Consider the following 25,375-nt stretch of genomic DNA (forward strand, 5'->3'; position numbering starts at 1 on the left):
TAGATTCGCCCAAATTTTCAACCGTCGAACTCACGTTATGTATGTAAAATCTTAACCCCTATTGACTAAATCCTCGCCACTTGAAACGTGGGAACTCCCGCACTTAGAGATGTTAGGTGGAAGACGAGAAGGGAAAAGCAGTCCCCGGTTTTACCCAGGGACCAAAACCAAACCAGGCTCACAATTTAGCCTAATTCATTTTTCGGGAGAAACGTAAAATTTCCCCGACTTTTTTTAAAAAACTCTCATTTTTTCCGAGAACTTCTTAAAGTAGCCTTCATCACAATCACCTTACCTACGATCCGATCCCTTTGCGCTTTTAGGAAAAACTTACCTTCGGGAGTTGCGACCTTGTAGGAAGGAAATTCTTGAACGGTTTCGAATTGAAGGTCGTTGCCGAAAAACTCGTCCATCTTCGGCAGCCACTTGTCCTGAACGACCAAATAACTTTCGCCGTCTTTTTTAACCGCCTCGATTAAAGTCGCGGGATCGAATAAGGTTCTGGAAATTCTCCGGGAATAATACGCATAGGATCTTTTAGAAGCGGGAACCCCGAACAGAAATAACTTTTCCTTATCCGGTTCGTTTTTACGAATCAAAGTTCCGATTTCTTTTGAAGGTTGATACGAAGTGAGCATCGGATATAGAAACAAACTCACAATCGAGAAAAAAAGAGAAACCGGGAAAATCCAAGACGCGAGCAACCTGCCCTCTCCGGAAGTCCGAAAAAATACCCAAAGAAAAATCCCAAGATAAACCAAAGGAAGAATCGGATAACTCCAACCGACTTGAATGCTGATCGAAGGTAGGATAAAAATCGCGGCTAAAAAAGCAGCCGCCGTAAACAAAAGAAGACTTTGATTGACCTTGTCGATAAAATGAATCTCTTTACGATCTTTGAGAGAAAGTAGAATCGATTCCAACACTCCCGATCCGATCACCGCTGCCGCAGGAAGACACCAATAGATATACTGCGGAAGTTGGTATCTGGAAAAACTAATCAAAAAAAGAAATAAAAACAGCCAAAACCCGGGGACAAAATCCAGATCCTTATATTCGTTTTTCAGAATATTCTTAAATACATCCTTTGCCTTCCCTTCCTTAAAGAAAAATCGAACTCGATCGAAAACGAATCCGGCAAAAGGCAGAATCAAAACTCCGAACGCCCAGGAGAAATTGGAATAAAAGAACAAAGGATTGAATTTCTGATTGTACATCTTCACATAAAAACGACCGAAGGACTGAATCCATAAAAAGAAATAAGGACCGTAAGTCTGAAATTCAAGATACAACGGAATCGACCACAAAAGAGGCGGAAAAATCGCAAGCAAAACGCCCGGAAACAGTTTCATTTCCGAGAGTCGTTTCCAATCCCTTCTAAATAAAATATCCCCTCCGATAGAAATACAGGGAATCACCGTCGCAATCGGCCCCTTGGTGATAAAACCCAACCCCATCGCAAAGTACATTAGATAATAATAATTTTTATTCTTTTTAAATCCCAAATAGTAAAAGGTATGGACCAATATCAGATAGGGAGTCAGATAAACGTCGATCTTAGGATCCACAACCATCGAATAAAGCCCCGGAGAAAGTGCGTACAAAAACACCGCGAGCCAAGCTCTAAAACGGCTTCCCGAATAAAGTTCCGTGAGTTTGAACATTCCCCAGAAAGAAAGAAAAGTAAACAAAAGCGCCGGAAGACGAAACGCAAAATTTTGATAACCGAACACGAGGAAAGAAAGGGAAATTTTCCAGAACGTAAGAATCGGTTTATCCAAATATCTTCTCCCGTTGTCCCTGATAAAAAAAGGATTTCCTCCTTCCACCATCTCCCTTGAAATTTCCGCGTATTGGGAGGAATCGATATCGATCACATCCAAAGGAAGCGTAAGAATCAAAGGAAGAACGGAGACGATCAGAAGAACAAAAAGAACTCGAACGGAAATCGGCTGCTTATCATCGGCGGATATTTGATTCATAAGAACTCCTTTTCAATCCATAAAGCCCGATTCCATCACGCAAGTATTAAAACCTTTGCATGTGGTTTCGGATTCGAAACAGGGTAGAACAAAACTTTGTTCGCGGATACAACCGCTCTCACAATCGATCGTCGTTTGATTTTTTTCGGCGTCCGTAACTTTTACGTCCTTAAACTCGGCCACCGCACACTGAACGAAAAACTTACAAGCGGAACTGCATTTTTGTTGAACGTATTCCTGACAGGAAACGAAAGAGGAAAGACATAAAAAAAGAATAAGAGTTCTTTTTAGATTCATTGCCCCATTTTTCAGAAACGAAATCGGAGGTCAACTTTTTGAGGCGAGCATTCCACAAGCGCCGAAGATATCTTTTCCGGGCGATCTTCGATTGAGAATCGGAACTCCCGCCGGTTCCAAAAGCGCGATGAATTCCGCGACCTCTTCTCTCGTCGGCCTTCTCCATCCGAAAAATTCGGTATTGAGAGGAATCACGTTGATCTTACAATCCAAAGACCTGGCGATTTTTACGAGTTTGTTCGCGTTCTCCGGTCCCATGTTGACCCCGGGGATCATCACGTATTCGAAAGTGATTCTTCTATTCAACTCTCTCGTAAAATCCTTCGCGGCTTGTAAAAGTTCGGAAAGGGCAAACTTCTCTTCGATGTCCATGATTTGTAATCTCCCGTTCGGATCCGGATGATTGAGAGAGATCGCAAAGTTATAAGGTTCCTTGTTTTCGATAAAACGTCTGATTCCGTTGACAACTCCGGACGTCGAAATCGTAATTCTTTTGGCTCCCAGATTGAGCGCTTCGGGATCGTGAAAAATGGAAGCCGCGCGTATCACGTTGAAGTAATTGTGTAACGGTTCTCCCATTCCCATAAAAACAACGTTAGTCGCCTTGTCTCCGACGATTTTTTCCACCTGTAGAATCTGATCCACGATTTCGTTTGCTTTTAGATTTCCTTGAAATTCCAACTTTGCAGTCGCGCAGAATTTACAATTGAGAGTACAACCTACCTGAGAAGAGATACAAATCGTTTTCCTTCCTCCGTCTCCGGACGGAATCCAAACGGCTTCGAATTCTTTTCCGGGTTCGGATGCGAACGTGAACTTTTGAGTTCCGTCCACGGACTTGAGATGTTTTACGATCTGAAGTCGAGTGAGTGAACAAAGTTCTTCGAGTTTTTCTTTGAGAGTTTTGGAGAATGTGGAAAATTGTTCCCAAGTTTCGTAACGGTTTACGTATAAACCGTGATAGATCTGTTTGGCTCGAAACGGTTTTTCTCCGAGTGAAACCATAATCTCGGAAAGTTCCTTTAAGGTCCTTCCTTTTAACGGAATTTTTCCCGTTTGAACTTCTCCGAGCGATTCTTGAGTCATAGTATGCCTTCTTTGTCGATTTTTTTTCAAAACACGGAGGAGGATACTCTTTTCAAAAGAGTCTTTTTTGGAATTCTTACCGATTTCTCTAAAATTGAGTTCCGTTTATTTTTATCGCAAAATTCCGTTTCCATACAAAATATTAGGTACTGATTATATGGTTCCGTTATTTTACGTGAGTTCGGTATAACCGATGCGAAAGCGATTGAAGCGGAATCAACAAATTGGAATGACGAGAGCGTTTCGTTTTTCGAGCAAACCTCAATTTGTTGATTGGAGCTGAAAGCGCGGCCCCTCGCCGGTTTTTTCTTACGGAAAAAACCGGCGAGGGGTTCGCCCAAACCTTCTTACGTAAAATTCGATTTATATATTCTATTTTTATAATTTAATTTTTAAAAGACATTATATTTTTTGCAAATAGTATAATCTCTATTTTGACTTCTTTGTCCGCAATGTTTCGCAAAATCGAACGTATTTTTTTGAAATCGAAACGGAGTATCTTTTGAAAAATTTAGAGTTTGTCCCAAAACGTCTCGAGTTTTTTCGGCATCGCATTCATTTCCGCAATTTTCGTAGGTTTTGGGACGAGTTCTTAAAATCTGTGAAAAATATTCCCTTTTTCGTTTTAAATAATCGTTTCATAAGCCCAGAATAAGCGGTTTGCTCGCCTTTCTTTTATCATTTCAAATCTACGAGTTTCTCCTTTCGGAGAAAGGCGAAAAATAATATAAGAGGTGAAAAAGTTTATGAAAAGAAAAATCATAATTCCATTCGGTTTTCTTCTACTGGGAACCGTTGGAAGTCTCTATGCGAGTAGTGCGAAGCCGAAGGAAAATCCGGTGGAAGTTTTCGAAAAATCGTCCGAGAATAAGGCTCTCGCCTTACAAAGAAAAACCCAAATCAACATGAACGTTCCGATCCATCGGACTCTTTTTTACGGAACCCACAATTCGTTTAACAGTACCGCTTATGCGAAATTCGCATCGGATCAGAAATATACTCTCAGCGATCAACTTCGTTTAGGCGCGCGATTTATCGAATTAGAGGTTCATTGGACGCTCGGCAAAAAAGGCAGCAACGAACTTCTTCTTTGTCGCGGAGAAAATGAAAAGGATCATAAAGGTTGTAGTATCAACGATCGTTCTTTTCGAGACGGATTGCAGGAAATTCGTCAATGGATGCTGAAATCCGAAAATCAAAACGAGATCCTGCTCCTTTACGTAAAAGATCGTCTTGACGGAAATTATCCCAAAGCTCTTCAGACCTTGACAAATGTTCTGGGTCGATGGTTATATAATCATTCCGGAAAGTGCACGGATAATTATTCCGCGGACGAAATGCCGAAGTTGGGTCGTATGGCGGAGACAGGAGCCCGAATTCTTCTCATGAGCGACACGTGTCAAAGCGGCACGGGTTCGGAAATATGGAGCTCTTACTTTAAAAAGAATTTCTTTTCCACGTTCCAACCGAAAAATTTTCGAGGGCACCCGGATTGTAACTTTTCGAGAGAGGTTTATAAAAATTCGTTCGTTCGTGTTTCTAACAATACTTCTTCGAAAAATACTCCCGACCCGAGCGATTCATTTACGAATAGCGGTATTCAATCCATGCTTGCCTGCGAAGTGAACGTTTTCGGAATCGATCAGTTTGATTCCGATTTGGCGAAACAAGCCCTTTGGTCTTGGGACAAATCCGAACCTCGCGACGAAGGAGGAAACTGCGCGCGGATCTGGTTGAACGGAAGATGGTCGGCCTTTGACTGTAACGCAAAGTTTCAATTTGCATGCAGAGATACGCGGACCGGAAACTGGGTTGTGACCTCCAATAGTAGCGGCGGTCCTTGGGGTCACGGAAGTAGCGCCTGCCTCTTTTACGGAATAAAAAGCGAGAACCAATCCGGTCTTGGTCGTTACCAATTCGTCGCTCCCGAAACTCCTTATGAAAACAAAAAACTTCAAGACGCCGTAAAATCAAACGGTAATAATCAGACCGTTTGGATCAATATAACCAAAAAGGGGGAAGGTGATTGGGGCCCGGACAATCGCGTGAGTGATTATTTTCCTACGCGTTGAAAAAGAACGGGAACGAGTTCAAATCTAAAGATCGAGTAAGTTTTAGGAGATTAAACTTATCCTAATTTAGAAAAATAGAATATACAAATCAAGAGGAGACATCCGCCTCCTCTTGAAAATGGGAAAAAATCTAACGATAGATCAGATCCTTGCTCCAATCTTTTTCCGGCGTCGTATTCAATTCAGCGTAAAAGATTTCTCTTGAACCGGTATACGTCTTCCAAAGATAGAGATATTCCTTCCAACTTCCCGTCTCCCAATTCGTAAGGAAAAAATACCCTCCGGAAAGAGTATCATAATCTCTGAATGCGATTGCGCTCCCCGATTCCAAACATTTTTCCTTGCCGATGATTTTGAGTTCGAGTCGATTGGAACCGTCGTTGAACTTGGGATAGTAAGCGTAGTTGCCTCCCCCTCCTCCGAGCCACCAAGTCCAATAAAAGTTTAAATACTGAGAAGGTTCGATTCGAATACTCCCGCTTACGATACAATTGGAATTCGAATCGGGATTGTTTTCCTGAAATAAATTGAACTTCGTAAAGTCCGTTTCATTCCGAGCGTTCACTTGTAACCATCCATCCGCTCTCTTAGGATCGGCCTGAATTCTTTTTCCGTTTTCTATGGACGAGAAGGAAACTTGATCGTATTTTCTTCTATGTGCGGACTTCGTCGGAGTGGAAGCGTCCGCATAAAAAAATCCGTAAACGGGATAGTGATCGGAAAATTCGTAACTCGTATATCCGAATTCTTGCCACGTAGTCGGGGAAATAGGATCATACGCCAAATTCTGCCAAACGGGAGGCTGAGAATGTCCTTTGGAAACCAGAATATACTCCGAATACTCGGGAGTTTTATCGCGACCGTCATAAGCGGCGATCGCATTCTTTTTTGGATCCCAGGTAAAAGGTATTCCCGCATAATTAGGTTCGTTTACTTCCAGAATAGTAAGCATATTATGATATTCTTCACTACCCTTTTCCACATTCAAACTTCCTACGATTAAAACCGTATCCGTTTTCGGTATTTGTTTGGAATCGACGAATTTTTTGATTTCGTAGAATTGATGTTTTCTTACGCCCCGTCCCGAATCCGTACACGATGAATTTTTCGATTGAACGTCGGTTCCTATGATATGAATTTTTTGCCCGTGTTTATTGATCCTTACATAAGCAAATCCTTTCTCGTAGCTATAATCGTTACCACATCCGTGATTGTTGAAGATATATTGTGTCTTTTCTTCGATGGGCCATTTGCTTAAGACAACAACTCCTCCGTTATAATCGTTTTCCGGCGGAAATGATCTTAAATCTCCGAGAGTATGGTCCCAACCGTATTTCACTCTTCCGATCACGTCGGTTTGATTCGGATATTGCGAGCGAAGTCCGTTTAAGAGATTGTTTTTGGCTTTCGTATAGAGAAGTCCCTCAAACACGATCACATCTTGATTCTTTACGTATTCGGAGCCCGCAAGCAGTTTTGCTCTTTTTTCCTGTCCCCACTTTCCCGTGTCCACAAGCCCTTTCTGAGATCCCGTCTGATGCATAAAAAGACTGTAACTCAGAACTTTGACGCCTTCGTTCGTAGAACCGGAACCTTCCGTTCCCATCCTCATGGATCCGGCGTTTGTTGGAGACTCGATGTTTTGGCTTTCCGGAGTCAAAAGAAGAGACATTAGCAAATTGTTATACAAAGCCTGTTTATCGGGCAGGCAGTTCAAAAAAAACAAGGAGAGCCAACAACCTACAAAAAATTTAAAGTTTTTGTTTTCATTCGATCTTTTCTTTTTTTCTTTTCGAAAAACATTTAGCATTGTTTTCATATATTATCTCCGTTCGTATTTTGTTACCGGATATTATGGTATATAATTTGAAAAAGATAGCACTTTATGAAAAAAATTTCCTAAAGGATGAATCAAACGTTCCATGATGAAATTCGACACGTCTCGTTAAAACGAATTGGTTTTGTTTTGCGCCAATTCAACTCGTAAGTCTTAAGTAATATCAAAATCCATTATGTGTTTTTCCGGCCTTAAATTTCCATTCGATAGTTTTGATCGTTTGTTTGCATCCTGATTCCATTTTGCGGCTCTATCCTTTAAATGGCGGCGCCGGATATATTAGAGTTTATACATTTTATATACTTTTAAAGTTCTAAAGAAAAATTCCATAGCAGCATTTGAGTAACGGTTTCTTTCGCATCGAACGACTTAAACTTCGTGCGCACTAGGAGTCAGTGAATAGAATTCAGAATCATTTACAGAAGAGAAAAATCATGCTTTGTTAAAGTCCGATCACCCTTTAAGGAAAAATCCCCCAACCCCGATCGCCCTAACCACTATTATACTTTTCCTTACCGATCAACTCGGCCGAAACCAATCCGGCAAAAACGATGGCACAACCGGCGATCCGGATCGGACCGGACGTTTCACCTAACAATAAAAATGCGATTAGGGAGGAAAAAACCGGCTCCAAGGAAAAGATGATTCCCACCCGAGTCGGTGACACATAACGCTGAAATTTGGTTTGTAAAAACGTGGTCAAAACCGAGGCGAAAATCGCGTTGTAGAAAACCCCCGGAATCAATCTCATACTCGGATTCAATCTCGCCTCTTCGATTCCGGTTATATGAAGACCGACCGCCGCAACCGAAGCGAAAAAACCCGCCACGAAGGATTGATAAAAAACGGAAACCCGAATCGGAATTTCCGCACCCACACGATCCATCTGGATGATGTACAAAGAGAAAAAAAGCGCGCCTCCGAGAGTGATCCAATCCCCGCTTGTGATCGTCAAAGAACCTTCCATTCCGATTTCACCCAAAAAGATCAGACAAATTCCGGTAAAAACAATAACGGCTCCCAAAAGATTTCCTTTTGCGGGCATTTTTCTTTTAAAAATCGCCTCTAAAAACGGAGTAATGACGACTAACGTTCCGATTAAAAAGGAAGACTTGGTCGCGGTCGTAGTCTTAAGACCTACGGTTTCGCAGGCAAATCCGAGATACAAAAACATTCCGAGTAAAAACGCGCCCGAGTACCAGACTTTACCGTTTCTGAATTCTTTCCAAACAAACGGGAAAAAAATCAAACTTGCGATCCCGAAACGCAACCCCAAAAATACGGAAGGAGACGCGTCCCTGAGTCCGAAGATCGTCATCGTAAACGTGCCTCCCCAGATCAGCGTACAGAGAATGAGATAAGCCTCGTTTCCGAATTGTCGAATGTGAAACATCTAGATTCTATTTTTCTTAAGTATGATTTTTAGAGGTTCCCAACTTCGACTCGGCTTGGACAAAATTTCCACGGGCTCGTAACCTTCTTTGGAAATTTTGATTTTTGTTTCCTTTCGATCCGGAAACAACTGAAAGAAAAATCCGTTGATCGGATTGGAAACCCGAACTTCTTCCTGGAAATATTTTACCCTTTCGATTTCGATTTTCGCTTCGAGAGGAACTCCGAATTCGTCGGCAACTTTCAGGAAAATTTTTATACCTTCCAAGACTTCGTTTAACAAAACGTTCCAAGATTCCCTCAAAGAAACGTTCACCTTCTCCACTTCCTTGTACTCTGGATTTAGATGTGTGGTTTCCAGAAGATACGCGAGGGTTCCGTGCGCAAAGTAAAGATAATCCTGATCGACTCCGTCGATGGGATAAATATTTTTTCTCGCTTCGAATTCCTTTTCGGGATTCAAACTGACGACCGAAGCGGCGATTTTTTTTCCCAATTCTCCCGCCATGTCCGGCTCCGGGTTGTTTAAGGAATCGATCGAATAAGGAATCAACAGACAATTTGCATATGCGTGAAAGCTAATAGAGGCCGCAAACCTTTCGCGATTGGCAAGGCCCATCATCGCCTTGGTTTCCGGTTCGGATCCGGGAGAAGGTCCTCTGTAAAAATAATTGGAAGGATTGGGAGAAGAATACCCCCCGCCCGTTTTTCCCCAGAAAAAAGGATAATTCCGATTGATATCCACGCCGGGATTGGACTTGTCGTTGACCGGACCGGTTCCGGGATAACCGTTTTTTCTCCCCATCAAATTGGACACGTGCCAAAAATGTCTGGCCCCGTCCGGATTGACGATCGGAACGACCCATATCTTCATCTTATTTAGAATTTCATCATATTCTTTCGGTTTGGAGAGAACCGAATGGACGATATCGTAACAGTGTTCGATCGAAATGACCTCGTTAGCGTGATGTGCACAATTGAAAAGGACGGAAATTTTCTCCTTATCCGGGACGTTCGTATTCGTAAGAAGCAACGCGGGGATTTCCCTTCCTCTTGCGGTCTTGCCGATCACTTCCATACGGGCCGATTTGGAATAAAGATTTGCGATCCCAAGTAAATAATGAATATTTAATATATTATCCTTATAACCTTTTTTGAGATCGTCAAGTCCGCCGAACGTTTCGTTGATAAGATCCTGATAGTTTCCGGAATAATATTTAAACGGAAAGTATTGTTTGACGACCGCGATTCCCGGAGAGGGAAATCCGAACTTGTCGACGTCCTCCTTACGCATCACGGAATAATAAGAATCGGATTCCTGATAACTGACGGAATACTTGCCTCCGGTTTTATCCTTAAATTCGCCCAAACGTCCGGGTTCGATCCGAACAAGAAGCATCTTTCTAGGATCGTTTAAGGGAGAACTCGGAATTTTTTTCCGAAAGATACCCGCGCAGGAAACCGAAAAGAACAGGCTCATACAAAGTACAAGAGGCGCGGCGCCGACTGGAAGAACGGAATACGATTTCATTCTTTTAAAATATTGGAACTAATTTGTTCCGATCGCTTTAAGAATCCAGAGATTTTTTTAAATACTTGATTTGTTCGTTTCCTTTTTCAGTCTATCCTCACCGTTAAAGATCCTTTTAAGGTAAGTTCATTAACGTAAGTTCAAATGCGAAAGCGATTGTAGTGGAATCAACAAATTGGAATGACGAAAAAAAACCGTTTTTCGAGCCAACCGTCAATTTGTTGATTGGAACGAAAAGCGCGGTCCGGCCCCAAAAACTAAAGTGGTTCTGCTCTCTACGGATCGCAGCTCCGGGGCCGGATTCGCCCAAACTTTCTCACGCCGAATTCACGTTTTTTTAAGTCGGAATCTTTTAGAACAGGAACCTTGTATGAAATCGAAAATTCGGAATCTTCTTCTTTGGACCGCGGTGATTTCGGTCGTCTGCTTGGGATGTATGTGCAAACTCCTTGCGGATTCGTCCTCTTGCGGCGGGAAAGAAATTACCGGAATGAAATGTATTCCCGCCGGAGAATTCATCCGAGGAAGTAACACACACGACGCCGACGAAAAACCCGAAGAGAAGGTTTACGTGAGCGACTTCTACATGGACATATACGAAGTCACGAACGAAGAATTCGATCAATGCAGAAACGCGGGCAAGTGCGGTGAATGTTTAAAAACCGGAAAGTGCAATTACATCGGGCCACGTTATGGTAAACCGTATTTAGGTCCCAAACAACCCGCGGCGGGTATCAGTTGGTATACGGCCAAAGAATTTTGCGAATGGGCGGGCAAGAGACTCCCGACCGAAGCGGAATGGGAAAAAGCGGCCAGAGGACCCAACGGAAATTTATTTCCCTGGGGAAACGAACCCGCAACCTGTGAAAGGGCCGTCATAGAAGTCGGAGACGTCAAAGGATGTGCGGCGAAAAAAACGCAAAAACCTCATCTTATGCCGACTGCAAACGTCGGAACAAAAGCTCCCGGAGTGTACGGATTGTATGATATGGCGGGAAATTCCTGGGAGTGGACCGCGGATTGGTATTCCCCTTCTTTCAAAGTTTGCGGGGACGCGTGCAGAGGAAAGGATCCCAAAGGGCCTTGCGATGGAAAAAATTCCTGTCCGGGTCACGCAAAAAAAGTTTTAAAAAGCGGTTCCTGGTGGTGGCCCGCAAGTTACGCGAGAGGTTCCAAAAGAAGATCTCATATTCCCGAAAATTTTCCGGAATACCATCATTTCGGATTTCGTTGTGCAAAGGACGCAAATAAATAGTATGTTCAATAATTCTAAATTAGGAATTTATTTCATTCTTACGATGTTCGTTTTCGTTTTTTCGTTTTGTTCCGGATCGGAAAAAATCGAAGAAAGCCAAGGCCGTTCCCTAAGCGAACGGGATCTCGTTTCCAAACTCGGTACTTTGAAGGAAACTCCTCAAGAAACGCTCGTTCCCACCAAATGGGACGTAGGCGATACCACCGTTTCCAACGAAGACCGTTTGGATCTTCTGATCCCTCACGTTCAAAACGTTGGCAACGCTTACGTGGGAGTCGGATCGGAACAGAACCTCACGATCGCAGCTTGGGCCAAATCGGATTTCATTTATCTAATGGACTTTACCCAGATCGTAGTTCACGCGAACACGATCACGATTCTTTTCCTAAAAAAAGGAGAGAAGAAGGAAGACTTCATCCGTCTTTGGGGAAAGGAAGGGGAAAAGGAAGCTCTCGAACTGATTCAAACCTCTCTTGCCGATCCCGAAGTTTACAAGAAGGTTTACAAACAGGCTTCTCCGTTTATCCGCAGGCGTCACAAAACCAACCTGATGCTTTCTAAAAAATACAACTACAAGATGTTCCAAACCGACGACGAACAATATTCTTATATTCGCAAGTTGGCGGTCGAGGAAAGAATTTTACCCGTTCGCGGAAACCTTCTCGGAAATACCACGTTAACCGGAATCGGAAACACTTTGAAAAAAGTGGGTCATAAAGTAGGAATCGTTTATTTCAGCAACGCGGAGGAATACTTCGCTTATCCTCGGGAATTTAAAAATTCCATTCTCAATCTTCCGATCGAAGAAAACTCTCTTATAGTAAGAACGATTTCCGTTCGTAAAGATCTCTTTCCTTGGTCCCCGGGTTCCGAAATTTCCACGGACAGAGGTTTTCACTACTGCGTTCAAAAAATTTCCAACTTCCAAAAATGGCTCGCGAGCGACAAACCGGGACTTCGCTCCTTACAAATTATGGTGGAAGGCGGAACCGTCGACAAGAAGAACGGGATCACCGTCGTGGATAAGGAACCGGTCGTAACTCCCGCGCCGACTTCGACGACTACCGCCGCAGACCGAACCAAAACGACTCAACCCGCACGGTAAAGGGGTTAGGGGTTGGCGTCCCCACGAAGAGCGCGAACTATTACTTGCAAAAAGTATGATTTTCTAATAGAGCTGAATCTTTCACGGCGGACCGGCTCGCTGTAGCATTTCTTATACCGAACTCACGTTCAAGTAAAAGGAACTCAACACTTCGCGCTCTAAGGATCGCTTGAGTAACGCAACAAATCGTTTTTTATTGGCGTTCTTCAAACTACGCCGTAAAGATAATTTCATTCGGAAATCCCCCGCCGACAAAATCCTAACAACTTCTTAACTTCGTTTTCCATTTGTTTAACCGGACGATCTTGACTCTACGACTACTCCGTGATCTACTTGGAACATGAAAATAACTTCTGCGACACTTTTTCCGTTCAAACCGAAAAGCCGTCCGACTAAAACCGTCTTTCCGAACCTATATTCAGGAAATTATATATTATGAATTTAGAGACAATTTTGGCTCTGGGAATGGGCGGAGTCTGCCTAACCTACTTGGCGTATTCGATTTTCAAACCGGAAAAATTCTAAGGAGCTTTTATGGCGACGGAATGGATTCAGCTCTCGATCTTCCTTTTTTCAATCGTGATCTTTTCTCCTTTGTTCGGCCTTTGGTTGTACAAGGTATACGTCTCTTCCAAGGTCTTAAGATTCGAGCTGATTTTATACAGGCTCTGCGGAATTGATCCGAAACGTAATATGGACTGGAAGGAATACACGATCTCCCTTTTGACATTCAATTTTTTAGGTTGTATTCTTTTATTTCTGATCTTGGTTTTTCAGAATTATCTTCCCCTCAATCCCGGAAATTTTCCCGGACTTGATATATACCTTGCATTCAACACCGCCGTCAGTTTCACAACAAACACGAACTGGCAGGCTTATAGCGGAGAAGCCGTACTGAGTTATTTTTCTCAGTCGGTAGGATTGACGGTTCAAAATTTCGTCAGCGCGGCGACCGGTCTTTGTGTTCTACTCGCGCTCGCAAGAGGTTTATCAGTAAATTCTAATGCTTTTGCGTTTGGAAATTTCTGGAAAGATTTAATCCGAGGAACGTTATACGTTCTTTTACCTCTTGCATTCGTTTTTTCCTTGATTTTGGTCGCCTCCGGAGTTGTGCAGACTTTTTCGGATTACATAACGGCGACAACTTTGGAAGGCGCACAACAGATCGTTCCTTTGGGGCCTGCGGCTTCTCAGATTGCAATCAAACAACTCGGAACCAACGGAGGAGGATTTTTCGGAGTCAACGGCGCGCACCCTTTCGAGAACCCAACCCCGCTTTCCAATTTCCTTCAGATGTTCTCCATCCTCATTCTTCCCGGAGCCTGCGTATTTTTATACGGAAGAATTACCGGAAATCTCAAACACGCTTGGGTGATTTTCGCCGCGATGTTCACGATCTTTTGCGCCGGAATACTCGTCGTTTGGACCTCCGAATCCTCGTGGAATCCGATATCCGGAACCCTCGGCTTTTGGGAAGGAAAAGAAACCAGATTTGGAATTCTAAACAGCTCGATTTGGGAAGTTGCAACCACGGTGGCGTCTAACGGATCGGTCAATTCCATGCACGACAGTTTTTCTCCGATCGGAGGTTTAGTAGGAATATTGAATATACAGTTGGGCGAAATCGTTTTCGGCGGAGTGGGAGCCGGAATGTACGGGATGGTTCTGTTCATTCTCCTTACCGTTTTTTTAAGCGGGATTATGGTAGGACGCAGCCCGGAATACTTGGGTAAAAAAATCGAAAAGAAGGAAATTCAAATGTCGATTTTAGGAATTCTTTTACCGTCCACGGTCATTCTTTTGTTTACGGCGATCTCCGTAAGTGTTCCGAACGCGTTATCCTCTCTTTCAAACGCCGGACCGCACGGACTTTCCGAAATTCTTTATGCGTTCTCTTCCGCAGCCGGAAACAACGGAAGTGCGTTTGCCGGTTTGAACGCGAACACACCGTATTACAATTCTATGATAGGACTTGTTATGTTGATCGGAAGGTTCGGAGTCATTTTGCCCGTTTTGGCGATTGCGGGAAACGTCGCGGTTAAAAAAAGATCCGAGATCGTATCGGAAGGTTCTTTTTCCGTCGAAGGCGGAACTTTTTACGTTTTACTCTTATCGGTGATCGTCATAGTGGGAGCGCTCACTTTTTTTCCGGTCCTTACGATCGGACCGATACTTGAGCATTTCCTAATGCTTCAAGGAAAAACGTTTTAAGGAGAATCCAATGAGTCGTAAATCGAAAGTTTTTTTCGAATCGGGAGTTTTAAAAGAAGCGGTAATTAATACATTCAAAAAGTTGAATCCTATTTCCCAGACAAAAAATCCGGTGATGTTTATCGTATTTTTGGGAGCCTTGCTCACGACTTGGATTTTTTTTAGGGATCTCCGTAACGGAACGTATTCTTCCTTTAATCTACAGATCGGTCTTTGGCTCTGGTTTACGGTACTTTTTGCGAACTTCGCCGAAGCGATCGCGGAAGGAAGAGGCAAAGCGAGAACCGACAGCCTCAAAAAAACGAGAAACAACATCGTCGCTAAAAAACTCGTAGAGGGCAAGATCGCACCCATTCCCGGAACTACATTAAAAATCGGTGATATAGTTTTATGCGAACCGGGAGACCTGATTCCCGGGGACGGAGAAATCATAGAAGGAATCGCAAGTGTGGACGAATCCGCGATCACGGGAGAATCCGCGCCCGTAGTCCGTGAAAGCGGCGGAGACAGAAGCGCGGTCACCGGCGGAACCAGAGTGTTAAGCGACAAGATCACGATTCGTATCACTGCGGAACAGGGAAACACCTTCTTGGACAAGATGATCGCTCTTGTAGAAGGAGCCAAACGTCAAAAAACTCCGAACGAGATCGCGCTTACGATGTTATTGTCCGGTTTATCTTTTATCTTTTTGATCGCCGTGATCAGTCTTCCGTTTTTTGCGGAGTTCGTCGCCAAACAAGGTGGCAAAGAGGCGGATCTTTCGATCCCGATTTTGATTTCTCTTTTAGTGTGTTTGATTCCGACCACGATCGCGGGTTTACTTTCCGCGATCGGAATTTCGGGAATGGAACGTCTCATTCGGTTTAACGTGATCTCAAAAAGCGGCAAAGCAATCGAAGCGGCGGGAGACATAGACATTCTTCTTTTGGATAAAACCGGAACGATCACGTTAGGCAACAGAGAGGCAAGAGCATTCTACCCCGCAAAAGGCGTGGAGGAAAAATATCTGGCCGATGTCGCACAACTTTCCTCTCTCGCGGACGAAACTCCCGAAGGAAGATCCATTGTCGTATTAGCAAAAGAGAGGTTCGGAATTCGGGAAAGGAATCTGACGGAGATGGAAGGAGAGTTCATTGCTTTCAGCGCCTCGACAAAGATGAGCGGACTGGATCTGAAAAAAGACGGCAAAACGATCCGAAAAATCCGCAAAGGCGCCGGGGACGCGATACGAACCTATCTCTATAACTTCAGTCAAAAAATTTCTCCCGATATGGAAGACGTTATTCAAAAAGTTTCCCAAAAAGGAAGTACGCCGATCCTCGTTGCGGAAGACAATAAACTCCTAGGAGTCATCGAACTCAAAGACATCGTCAAAGGCGGACTCAAGGAAAGATTTGCAAGCCTTCGTAAAATGGGAATCAGAACGGTCATGATCACGGGAGACAATCAACTCACGGCGGCGGCGATCGCAGCGGAAGCCGGAGTGGACGACTTTCTTGCGGAAGCGACCCCGGAAACCAAACTGAAAAAAATCAGGGAACAACAGAGCAAAGGGTATCTCGTCGCGATGATCGGAGACGGAACCAACGACGCCCCCGCTCTTGCACAATCCGACGTGGGTGTGGCGATGAATACCGGTACTCAAACCGCAAGAGAAGCGGGAAACATGATCGATCTGGACAGCAATCCGAGTAAACTCATCGAAATTGTGGAAATCGGAAAACAACTTCTGATGACAAGAGGCGCCTTGACCACGTTCAGCATCGCAAACGACGTCGCAAAATACTTCGCCATTCTTCCGGCGTTGTTCGGATCTTTTTACGCGACGTCCGATACGTTAGGCGGTCCTTTGTCCGTCTTAAATCTGATGCAGCTCGGCTCGCAGAAAAGCGCTGTGTTAAGCGCGATCATCTTCAACGCGTTAGTCATTCCGGCTTTGATTCCTCTCGCACTTAAGGGAGTCGCCTATAAACCGTTAGGCGCCGATAAAATTTTAAAGCGAAATCTTTTGATCTTCGGATTGGGAGGAATCGTCGCCCCTTTCTTAGGAATCAAAGGAATCGATATGATTTTAGTTCTATCCGGAATGAATTGAGGAGAATTTTATGATTTTCTTAAATACAGCGTCGATCGCAATCCGAGTTCTTTTGACCCTCGTTTTCGTCACCGGGATTTTTTATCCGATCGTGGTAACCGGATTTGCCGAACGTTTTTTCCCGTCGCAGGCAAACGGAAGCCTGATTTCCGTCCGCGATAAAATCGTGGGTTCCGAACTGCTCGCTCAGAAATTTACAAAAAATGAATATTTCTGGCCTAGACCTTCCGCGGGAGATCATACAACGGTAGCCTCGGGAGCGTCCAACGCGAGTGCGACTAACGCATCTTTAAAGGCGAGAGTCGACGAAAGAAAGAAGTTTCTTTTGGAAAAACATCCGGGACAAACGATCGTTCCACCCGATTTATTGTTCGCTTCGGGATCGGGGCTTGATCCTCATATCAGTCCGGCCGCGGTGCAATTCCAAATGAACCGCGTTATATCTGCGAGAAAACTTACACAAAAGCAGATTCTGCAATTCCAAAAAACCGTAGAACAATCAATCGAAAAACCTTCCCTCGGTTATATCGGTGAAAAACGGATCAACGTACTCCGATTGAACTTGAAATTGGATTCCGAATTTGGAAAAATATTAGAATGATTGAATGGAACGAAAAATCCAAATTGGACCCGGACGAACTTCTCCGTAAGATCCAAGCGGAAGAACAAAAAGCGATTTCCGGAAGACTCAAAGTTTTTTTCGGGATGGTGGCCGGAGTCGGCAAAACCTACGCGATGTTAAACGCCGCCCGTGCGCTCAAAAAAGAAGGTGTGGACGTAGTAGTCGGTTATATCGAAACACACGGACGTAAAGAAACCGAAGAATTACTGGAAGGATTGGAAATTCTACCGAGAAAAAACATAGAACATAGGGGAATCCAATTCGAAGAGATGGACATAGACGCCGTTCTCAAACGAAAACCGGAAGTCGTATTAGTAGACGAATTCGCTCACACCAATATCCCCGGAAGCAGACACGTCAAACGATACCAAGACGTAAGCGAAATATTAAACCACAGCATCAACGTATTCACAACTTTGAATGTTCAACATTTGGAAAGTCAAGTGGAGGCGGTCGAAAAAAATACTTCGGTAAAAATCAGGGAAACGATTCCCGACTCGGTTTTGGATATGGCCGACGAAATCCTGCTGATCGACCTTTCTCCCGACGATCTCAGAAAACGTCTTCAAGAAGGTAAGGTCTACGTTCCGGAAAAAGCGGATCTGGCCGGGGATCATTTTTTTAAAAAGGAAAATCTGACCTTTCTGCGCGAGACCGCGCTCAACTACACCGCAAGGCACGTCAACACTTCTCCGGACTCGACTCAGTTCAGGGAAAAAATCCTCGTTGCGATCGGCGCGAGTCCACATTCCTATTCCTTGTTACGTTATGCGAAACGTCTTGCATACGAACGGAACGGAGAATTGTTCGCGATCTACAATCAAACGAGGGAAAATCTTTCCAAAGAAAATTTAGGGCAGCTCGAAAAGAACCTGAGTTTTGCGAGAGAACTCGGATCCGAAATTCTCTACGCCGCGGACGAAGATCCGGTGGACGCGATCCTTAGGATCGCGGAGCAAAAGAACATAACGCGGGTTGTATTAGGAAAACCTCCGATGTCTTGGTGGAAAAAATGGAATTCACCCGCGTCCAAACTCGCGAGGACGACTTCCAACTTCGAACTCTGTTTAATCCCCTACGATCACACTTCCTTTGCCGGAGAAGAATCCGTACTCGATCGACTTCTCAAAACTTCTTCCGGCGGAAAACAATACGTAGCGTCCGTAACCTTGATTTTATCGGCGACTTGTATCAGTCTTTTCCTGGAACCGATCACGGGCTACTGGAGCATTTCCTTTTTATATCTTTTTTTCGTATCGGGAATCGGATCCTTCTTTTCCAAGGGTCCGACGATTTTAGCGGGATTATTATCCGGAATTTTCTGGGATTTTTTATTCATTCCTCCCAAATACACTTTTTTTATCGAAAAACTGGAAGACGTTCTGATGTTCGGTTCCTTTCTTTTTATATCCATCATCATCGGAAACGTAACTTCCAGACTGAGACAAAAAGAAAAAGCCCTGGTCAATCGGGAACTTCGTTTAACAACGTTATACGAGCTTTCCAAGGAATTGGGACACGCGAGAGAAATTCGCCAGATTTCACAAACCGGAGCCGAATATCTCAAAAAAGTTTTTCAGACCGACGTAACGATCCTTTTGGAAAATCAGGGCAGCATTGATTCCAATTCCTCTCGAGCCGGAAATTTTTTTCCGGACTCTAAAGAGACCGCCGTTGCAAACTGGGTTTATAAGAATAAGATCCCCGCCGGAAAATTTACGGATACTTTGTCCTTATCTTTAGGAACTTACTTTCCTATGGTCGCTCCCGGTAAATTGATCGGAGTTATGGGAATCCTGCTGAGCGAAAGACCGAACTTGGATCAGGAAAATCTTTTGTTAACGATGGGAAATCAGATCGCGCTCGCGCTCGAAAGAGAGTTATTGTCCGAAGAAACTCGAACGAGATATCTCGCCAATCAATCCGAAAGATTGTACACGATCATATTCAATTCTCTTTCACACGAATTGAAAACTCCGCTTTCCGCGATTCGAGGAGCGGTCACCGCTCTTCTGGAGCCGGAGATAAACGATTCCAAGGAAGCCCGCGTGGAATTGTTAAACGAAATCAACGAAAGTAGTATGATTCTCAATCTTCTTCTCGGCAATCTGCTGGACATGAGCCGTTATGAATCGGGTTTTTTGAAATTGAGAATGGATTGGCACGATCCGTCCGATTTGGTTCACGTAGTAGTAAGAAGACTCAGACAAACGGTGAAAAACAGTCGTTGTGTAATTCATCTTCCCGAAAATCCGATTCCTACTTGGATGGATTTTACTTTGATGGAACAGGCGCTTTTTAACGTGGTATTCAACGCGGTTCAGATATCCCCCGAAGGTTCTCCCGTTTCCATAGAACTTATAAGCAAAAAAGATAAAATGAAGTACACGGTGGAAGACGACGGCCCCGGAATTCCGGAAGAAGAACTGGAAAAGATATTCGAAAAATTTTATAGAAGTAAAAACCGAACTCACGTAGGGAGCGGACTCGGGCTTTCTATCAGCAAGTCCATCGTCGAAACACACGGTGGGACATTGATCGCGGAAAACCGAAAAGAAGGAGGCGCCAGATTTTGTATCGAGATTCCGGTAAAGTCGGGCTGAACGTATGAATCCTAAAATTCTGGTTGCGGACGACGACGATCGAATCCGAAAGATGATCCGGATCAGTTTAAACGCCTCTCACTACGACGTAATCGAATCGGCGACGATTCGGGAAACGATCCTCAAAGCGGCCAAGGAGTCTCCGGACGTGATTCTTTTGGATTTACAGTTTCCGGACGGAAACGGAATTACGGCTCTTCGCGAAATCCGAACCTGGAGCGAAACCCCCGTCATCGTTCTGACCGTTCTTTCCTCGGACCCTGAAAAAATTTCCCTGTTGGACGGCGGAGCCGACGACTATATTACAAAACCGTTTAGTATGGGAGAACTGCTCGCAAGAATTCGAGTCGCACTTCGAAATAAAACTCAGGAGCCCGGTTCGCCGATTTTTGTTTCGGGAAATTTATACGTGGACTTGGCAAATAGAAACGTTCAGGTTTCGGGTAAGACCGTGCATCTAACTCCGATCGAATATTCTTTTTTATCTCTTTTGATCCAACACGCCGGAAAGGTTTTAACCCAGGAGCAGATCATCCGTCACGTCTGGGGACCGTTTGCAAAAAACGAATCGGGGCCTCTACGAGTTCACGTCGCGAGTCTCAGAAAAAAGATAGAACCCGATCCTTCCAATCCGGAGTTACTTTTGACCGAACCCGGAGTCGGCTATAGACTATCCATAAATATATAATATTCTTTTTTTATAATATATCATTTAGAATTTTCGTTTAAATTCCGACTAAAACAAACGGCTCCTTTCTAACTTGGACTCCGACTTATTTTTGCTCTTCCGCCCTCGAGAGGGGTTTATCATCGGTCTTGGCAAGAATTTATTTTTAGCCGTTCCGCCTCTTCGAGAGGCGGGAATTTACAGTTTGGCCGTTCGAGACGATTTTATTTACAACTCTTCTGCCGCCGACATCAACAATCTCGTTTCCGGATTGAACAATCAAAACACGGAACTCGTTCCTCAGAAAAGCGTGAACTACTCGAACTCCATGTCCGGTTGGTCCAAAGGATTCGAGTTGATGATCAAAAAAGAAATCCCGGAGGACTCCGGATTTTTCGGTTGGATTTCCTATACGAACTCTTTGACAAAACGAAATAGAAATCAACCCCTTCTAAACGATACCGAACTCCAAGCCCATAACGAACTGGCTAAAAATCATAGGGTTTTGTACCAGGACGTATCCAAGGATTATTATACGAACGTCTACGACAACGGTAACGTCGAGGTTCTAAAGAAAAATTCCAAGGAAGAATATTACGATTTGGATCGAACACACATGTTCAGTTTAGTCGGCGGCTGGAAATACAAGGACCAATGGCAAATCGGAACGAGAATCATTCACTTAACGAATTATGCATATACTCCGATTGTCGGATCGGAACTGACTCCCGTTAATTCCGTAAATCTTTACACTCCCACATATTCAAACGATATCAGGTCCGCGCGACTTCCGTCTTACAATCAAATCGATATTCGATTCGATCGTTTTATATCTACGAGTTGGGCAAAATTGGATTTGTACCTTGAAATCGTCAATCTCACCGGAAATCGGATCGCGGTCACAAAAAATCTTTATAATACTCTGGCTCCTTATATCCCGAACGTAAACCCTGCTACGGGTTACATCAATCAAAACGGGCTGGAAGTCGGCAAAACTAAGATTCCGATGTTTAACTTCGGAATACAAATGCAGTTTTAAAGATATACGATTGCCGCGACATTAGAGTGGGTTTCCTCCGGACTTCGTTCGGCACACTGCGCATTTGAAATCGGAGGTCGGCCATTCAAAGCGGCTTTTCCATTCTCCAGCAATAATGAATCTTTTCGTTTCTGAAATCATCCGGAAGTGTCGTCTTCGTGATGTCTTTCGAATTTTCCCAGAGAACGGATTTTTCCGAAAATTCAAACTTTCTAAAGTTCGTTGAAAAATACAATACGGCTCCGGGAAGCGCAAACTCCCGATAGAGAACGTTTAAGATCTCGACGTGATCTTTTTGTATGTCGAAGACGTTAGTCATCTTTTTACTGTTGGAAAAGGTCGGAGGATCGACCACGATCAGATCGTATCTTTTCCGATTCGGATTTGTTCTTTCCTGATAAAGCCATTCCGTCACATCCGCTCTGAGTAAACGATGTTTTGTAAGGGAAAATCCGTTTAACTTCAAATTTTCTTCGGCCCAAGCCAGATACGTGTTGGAAAGATCCACGCTTAAACTTTCGGTGGCCCCGCCTGACACCGCGTAGACGGTAAACGATCCCGTATAAGAAAAAAGATTTAGAAATTTTTTTCCCTTTGCTTCTTTGCGAACGAGTTCCCTCGTGATTCTATGATCTAAAAACAATCCGGTATCGAGATAATCGGATAAGTTCACGTAAAATCGAAGTCCGTTCTCCCCCACTTCGAACAACTCCGCTTGTTCGGATTGTTTTTCGTACTGTTCTTTTCCTTTTTTGGGTTCTCTTTTTTTCCAAAAAATGCAATCGGGTTCGAGGTTCAACGTCTCGGAGACAATCCGACCGATTTCCGCGTTCTCCCTTTCTCTTTCTTCGTCCGAAATTTCGTAATCGTTTTTATACGCGGAGATTTGGCAATAAGGTCCGTAGAGATCCACGCTGACGGGAACCTGTGGGATGTCCCGATCGTAGATTCTAAAACATTCTATGTTTCTTTTACGCGCCCATTTTTTCCAATGTTTGGACATTCTCGTTATACGATTTCGAAACATCACCGTCGGATTTCCGGAATCGTTAAACGAATTGGTTTTATCGAATCGTTTTTCCGTCATAAAACCAGAATCCTAAAATCCCCGTCAAAATCCAATCAGAACAAAAATCGAAATTCCCTAAAAAGACTGGACGGTCGCGAAGATTGCGGAAAGTTTTCTTATTTTCCGAATCGAAGAAGCGAGTTGAAATTTTGAAATATACATACCTAGAAAATCAAAAAGTAAAATTATTTCTCTCTTATTCGGAAACGGATTCGAAGAACGTTATCTTGTTCCTGCACGGTTATCCCGACACACATAGGACCTGGGACTTACAGATCGATTCCTTAAAAGACAAATATCGTTTAGGCGCGATCGATCTGAGAGGTTCCGGAAGATCCTCCAAACCTTCGGAACAATCCGAGTACAACTACGCGGCGATTTTTCCCGATTTTTTGGAAGCGATCCGTTTTCTTTCCAAGGATAAGAAGGTTCACTTAGTCGGTCACGATTGGGGAGCGGCGCTCGGTTGGTTATTCATTAGCGATCCTGAATATTCAGGATATGTACGATCCTTTACGGCTATTTCCGGCCCGCATCCCTGGCTTGCGGGTAAACGTATGATCGACGATCTATTCAGCCTCAATCTCGATAACTGGGGAAAAGTGATCGATCAGGGTTTTCGCTCCTGGTATATCTGGTTTTTTCAGATTCCTATGTTGCCGGAATTCGTGTGGCAAAACTTCGGAGAATCGATTTACAAACGGATCATGGATCTAGGCGGAGTTCCCAAAAAAGATTCTCTGAGGAACGTAAACAAAAACGATATCTACGGCGCGACGATGGCGCCCATCAACCTGTTCCGAGAATTATTGTTCGGTCAAACGGTGATCTCGGCCCCTTCCAATATCAAAGTTCCGGTACAATTGATCGTTCCTCAAAAGGATTTTATCGTTTTACCGGAGGTTTATGAAAACGCGTACGACTACGTGGAAAAATTAGAAATTCATAAACTTGATTCCAATCACTGGGTTCATAGGGAACAACCCGATTTAGTGACCGATCTCATTCAAAAGTTTATCGTCAAACATTCCGCCTAACACCGATTAACGTGAGTTCCGTATAACCGATGCGAAAGCGATCGTAGCGGAAATCCTGCAATGCAACATGACTCCAAAAATGAATACTTTGGAATATACGAATATGATAACATGTTGCTTTGCAGATTGGAGCAAAGAGCGCGGTCCGGCCCCGTTTTTTCCGTAAGTAAAAACGGGGCCGGATTCGCCCAAACTTTTTCCCACGGGCTCACGCTAAAATAAGACACAATCACTTGACCGCGAGCCGGAGCCGTCGTTTAAAAATTCACTCCGCCGAAAACCACCAACTCTAAAAATCCGAAAGTTTGGCTGGCGCGATCTTTGGAACGTCCGTTTGTAAAAATATCCGATAGATCGATATATCCTCCCTTGGCGCCGAGTTCGAAAAAAACGGATCGATAAACGTCCGCACGACCGGCGACGTATCCGGAAACTCCGTAACCCGACGCGTGGAAGCGATTGTTTTTTCCTTCTCCGAAAAGGCGAACGTCGCTTTTGCAAATGATCGGTCCGCCGCCCACGGACGAAACGAGGCTGAACGCATTTTCTCCGTTAGACGAAACGAACAAAGGCTGAATCATTCCGACATCTATATAAAGAAAATTTAATCCGTCCGTGTGTTCGAATTTTAAAAAGTCTGGAGTTACGTTGATCGTTTCTCCGTTATGATATCCTTCCAATCTTTTATAGGCGTCCGGAAATAGATAAAGATAAATGGACGATTCGGGGGAAGTCGCAAGATGCGCTCTTTGAATCGCAAGCGGATCGATATAACCGTAAATGTTGGCGGCTTGTCCTCGGCTCATCACGTATTTCATGTGGTCCTGACCGAAAGCGACAAAAAATTTATCCGCAAAATAATACGTTAGACGAAAGTTATATTGCGGAATTTCCCAAAGGCTCGGGTTCAGATAAACGGACGGATCGAATTTTTCGGGTTTATCTTTTGCAACTACGTCTTTCAACGTGAAGTTATAACCGGGACCGTGAAAACTGATATCGCTTTGTGTATAAGAGTCGCGATTGTAGCCCCATTGAAAACTCCACTTCCCCTTTCTCTGATCCACTCTTTTGGAAGGTTCCTTCGTTTCCGTAAGCGCCGCTTGATTTGCGGGAATCGGTTCCGTTTTCGTTTCCGCGTTGATTTGAGCAAACGGAACGACATCTTGAGGATCCGCATTTTTCGTTTTGGATTGTGAAAACATGGAAAACGGAAAAAGGCAAAAAATAAAAACGGAAACGACGCGTTTGAAGGAGGTTTTACGATTTTGAGTTGGTTTAAAATTCATAAGAATATAGGAGTAAAAAAATTTTCAAGTTAGTACTCCAAAATACAAAGCTGGGAAGGAGCTCTCTCTGGCTATGTTTTTTTCCGTTGATAAAAATCCGAATCCGTTATTCGATACGGTTCCATTCTCATTCCGAATCCGCCTCAAAACCTCGTTTCTACTTTTGACAAGACCTTATTTTTAACG

At 43.8% G+C, this 25,375-nt stretch carries 18 protein-coding genes and 1 pseudogene; 11 read left to right on the top strand and 8 right to left on the bottom strand.

Annotated features, from left to right (window positions below; translation table 11 throughout):
* Positions 1-245: 245 nt before the first annotated feature.
* From LEP1GSC060_RS07005 to rlmN, 3 genes are read right to left on the bottom strand one after another with little or no spacing between them, the layout of a single operon-like run.
* Positions 246-1,982 (bottom strand): ArnT family glycosyltransferase, encoded by a 1,737-nt coding sequence (locus LEP1GSC060_RS07005; protein WP_002999868.1) that lies wholly within the window; start codon positions 1,980-1,982, stop codon positions 246-248.
* A 12-nt stretch (positions 1,983-1,994) separates the two neighbouring features.
* The gene (locus tag LEP1GSC060_RS07010; RefSeq protein WP_002999840.1) at positions 1,995-2,279 is read right to left on the bottom strand and encodes a Cys-rich protein; all 285 of its coding nucleotides are present in this window, start codon (positions 2,277-2,279) and stop codon (positions 1,995-1,997) included.
* A gap of 30 nt (positions 2,280-2,309) precedes the next feature.
* Positions 2,310-3,365, bottom strand: coding sequence for a dual-specificity RNA methyltransferase RlmN (gene rlmN, locus LEP1GSC060_RS07015; protein ID WP_003000105.1), 1,056 nt, complete (start codon positions 3,363-3,365; stop codon positions 2,310-2,312).
* 746 nt (positions 3,366-4,111) lie between these two features.
* On the opposite strand from rlmN, the gene LEP1GSC060_RS07020 reads away from it, so the two are divergent.
* Complete coding sequence (locus LEP1GSC060_RS07020; protein ID WP_003000033.1) at positions 4,112-5,437, top strand: phosphoinositide-specific phospholipase C-related protein; 1,326 nt, start codon at positions 4,112-4,114, stop codon at positions 5,435-5,437.
* Positions 5,438-5,567: 130 nt separating this feature from the next.
* Here LEP1GSC060_RS07020 and sph read toward each other — a convergent pair whose 3' ends face one another.
* From sph to LEP1GSC060_RS07035, 3 genes are all read right to left on the bottom strand, one after another.
* Positions 5,568-7,247 carry a sphingomyelin phosphodiesterase gene (gene sph, locus LEP1GSC060_RS07025; protein ID WP_080634529.1) on the bottom strand — a complete coding sequence of 560 codons (1,680 nt, stop codon included), beginning with the start codon at positions 7,245-7,247 and terminating at the stop codon, positions 5,568-5,570.
* A 517-nt stretch (positions 7,248-7,764) separates the two neighbouring features.
* Positions 7,765-8,667: a DMT family transporter gene (locus tag LEP1GSC060_RS07030; protein WP_002999896.1), complete on the bottom strand. Its 903-nt coding sequence runs from the start codon at positions 8,665-8,667 to the stop codon at positions 7,765-7,767.
* Positions 8,668-10,197, bottom strand: a complete 1,530-nt coding sequence (locus tag LEP1GSC060_RS07035; protein WP_002999891.1) for a M14 family zinc carboxypeptidase — start codon at positions 10,195-10,197, stop codon at positions 8,668-8,670.
* Between the two features lie 370 nt (positions 10,198-10,567).
* Here LEP1GSC060_RS07035 and LEP1GSC060_RS07040 point away from each other — a divergent pair, with 370 nt between their 5' ends.
* The 9 genes and pseudogenes from LEP1GSC060_RS07040 to LEP1GSC060_RS07080 form a co-directional block, all read left to right on the top strand.
* Positions 10,568-11,452: a formylglycine-generating enzyme family protein gene (locus tag LEP1GSC060_RS07040; RefSeq protein ID WP_002999934.1), complete on the top strand. Its 885-nt coding sequence runs from the start codon at positions 10,568-10,570 to the stop codon at positions 11,450-11,452.
* A gap of 1 nt (position 11,453) precedes the next feature.
* On the top strand, positions 11,454-12,557 hold the full coding sequence (locus LEP1GSC060_RS07045) for an LIC_10091 family lipoprotein (protein ID WP_002999920.1): 1,104 nt from the start codon (positions 11,454-11,456) through the stop codon (positions 12,555-12,557).
* 435 nt (positions 12,558-12,992) lie between these two features.
* Entirely contained in the window at positions 12,993-13,082 is a 90-nt protein-coding gene (locus tag LEP1GSC060_RS07050; RefSeq protein WP_036095675.1) for a potassium-transporting ATPase subunit F, read from the top strand.
* Between the two features lie 9 nt (positions 13,083-13,091).
* A complete protein-coding gene (gene kdpA, locus LEP1GSC060_RS07055) occupies positions 13,092-14,768 on the top strand; it encodes a potassium-transporting ATPase subunit KdpA (protein WP_002999885.1) in 1,677 nt (558 codons plus the stop codon).
* Between the two features lie 10 nt (positions 14,769-14,778).
* Positions 14,779-16,863, top strand: coding sequence for a potassium-transporting ATPase subunit KdpB (kdpB, locus tag LEP1GSC060_RS07060; protein ID WP_002999902.1), 2,085 nt, complete (start codon positions 14,779-14,781; stop codon positions 16,861-16,863).
* Between the two features lie 10 nt (positions 16,864-16,873).
* Complete coding sequence (gene kdpC / locus LEP1GSC060_RS07065) at positions 16,874-17,464, top strand: potassium-transporting ATPase subunit KdpC (RefSeq protein ID WP_002999977.1); 591 nt, start codon at positions 16,874-16,876, stop codon at positions 17,462-17,464.
* Complete coding sequence (locus LEP1GSC060_RS07070; RefSeq protein WP_003000089.1) at positions 17,461-20,088, top strand: sensor histidine kinase; 2,628 nt, start codon at positions 17,461-17,463, stop codon at positions 20,086-20,088. Before kdpC ends, LEP1GSC060_RS07070 begins: the two co-directional genes overlap by 4 nt.
* Before the next feature lie 4 nt (positions 20,089-20,092).
* Positions 20,093-20,776 carry a response regulator gene (locus LEP1GSC060_RS07075; protein ID WP_002999939.1) on the top strand — a complete coding sequence of 228 codons (684 nt, stop codon included), beginning with the start codon at positions 20,093-20,095 and terminating at the stop codon, positions 20,774-20,776.
* Positions 20,777-20,957: 181 nt separating this feature from the next.
* Positions 20,958-21,794, top strand: a pseudogene (locus LEP1GSC060_RS07080) (TonB-dependent receptor plug domain-containing protein); the annotation flags it as partial.
* An 85-nt stretch (positions 21,795-21,879) separates the two neighbouring features.
* Here LEP1GSC060_RS07080 and LEP1GSC060_RS07085 read toward each other — a convergent pair.
* The gene (locus tag LEP1GSC060_RS07085) at positions 21,880-22,881 is read right to left on the bottom strand and encodes a class I SAM-dependent methyltransferase (RefSeq protein ID WP_036095679.1); all 1,002 of its coding nucleotides are present in this window, start codon (positions 22,879-22,881) and stop codon (positions 21,880-21,882) included.
* Between the two features lie 131 nt (positions 22,882-23,012).
* On the opposite strand from LEP1GSC060_RS07085, the gene LEP1GSC060_RS07090 reads away from it, so the two are divergent.
* Positions 23,013-23,900: an alpha/beta fold hydrolase gene (locus tag LEP1GSC060_RS07090; protein WP_002999922.1), complete on the top strand. Its 888-nt coding sequence runs from the start codon at positions 23,013-23,015 to the stop codon at positions 23,898-23,900.
* 257 nt (positions 23,901-24,157) lie between these two features.
* On the opposite strand, the gene LEP1GSC060_RS07095 is transcribed toward LEP1GSC060_RS07090, so the two are convergent.
* Positions 24,158-25,189, bottom strand: coding sequence for a hypothetical protein (locus LEP1GSC060_RS07095; protein ID WP_002999871.1), 1,032 nt, complete (start codon positions 25,187-25,189; stop codon positions 24,158-24,160).
* Positions 25,190-25,375: the final 186 nt, after the last annotated feature.

Origin of the sequence: Leptospira weilii serovar Ranarum str. ICFT (genome assembly GCF_000332415.1) — a bacterium.
GTDB classification, from domain to species: domain Bacteria; phylum Spirochaetota; class Leptospiria; order Leptospirales; family Leptospiraceae; genus Leptospira; species Leptospira weilii_A.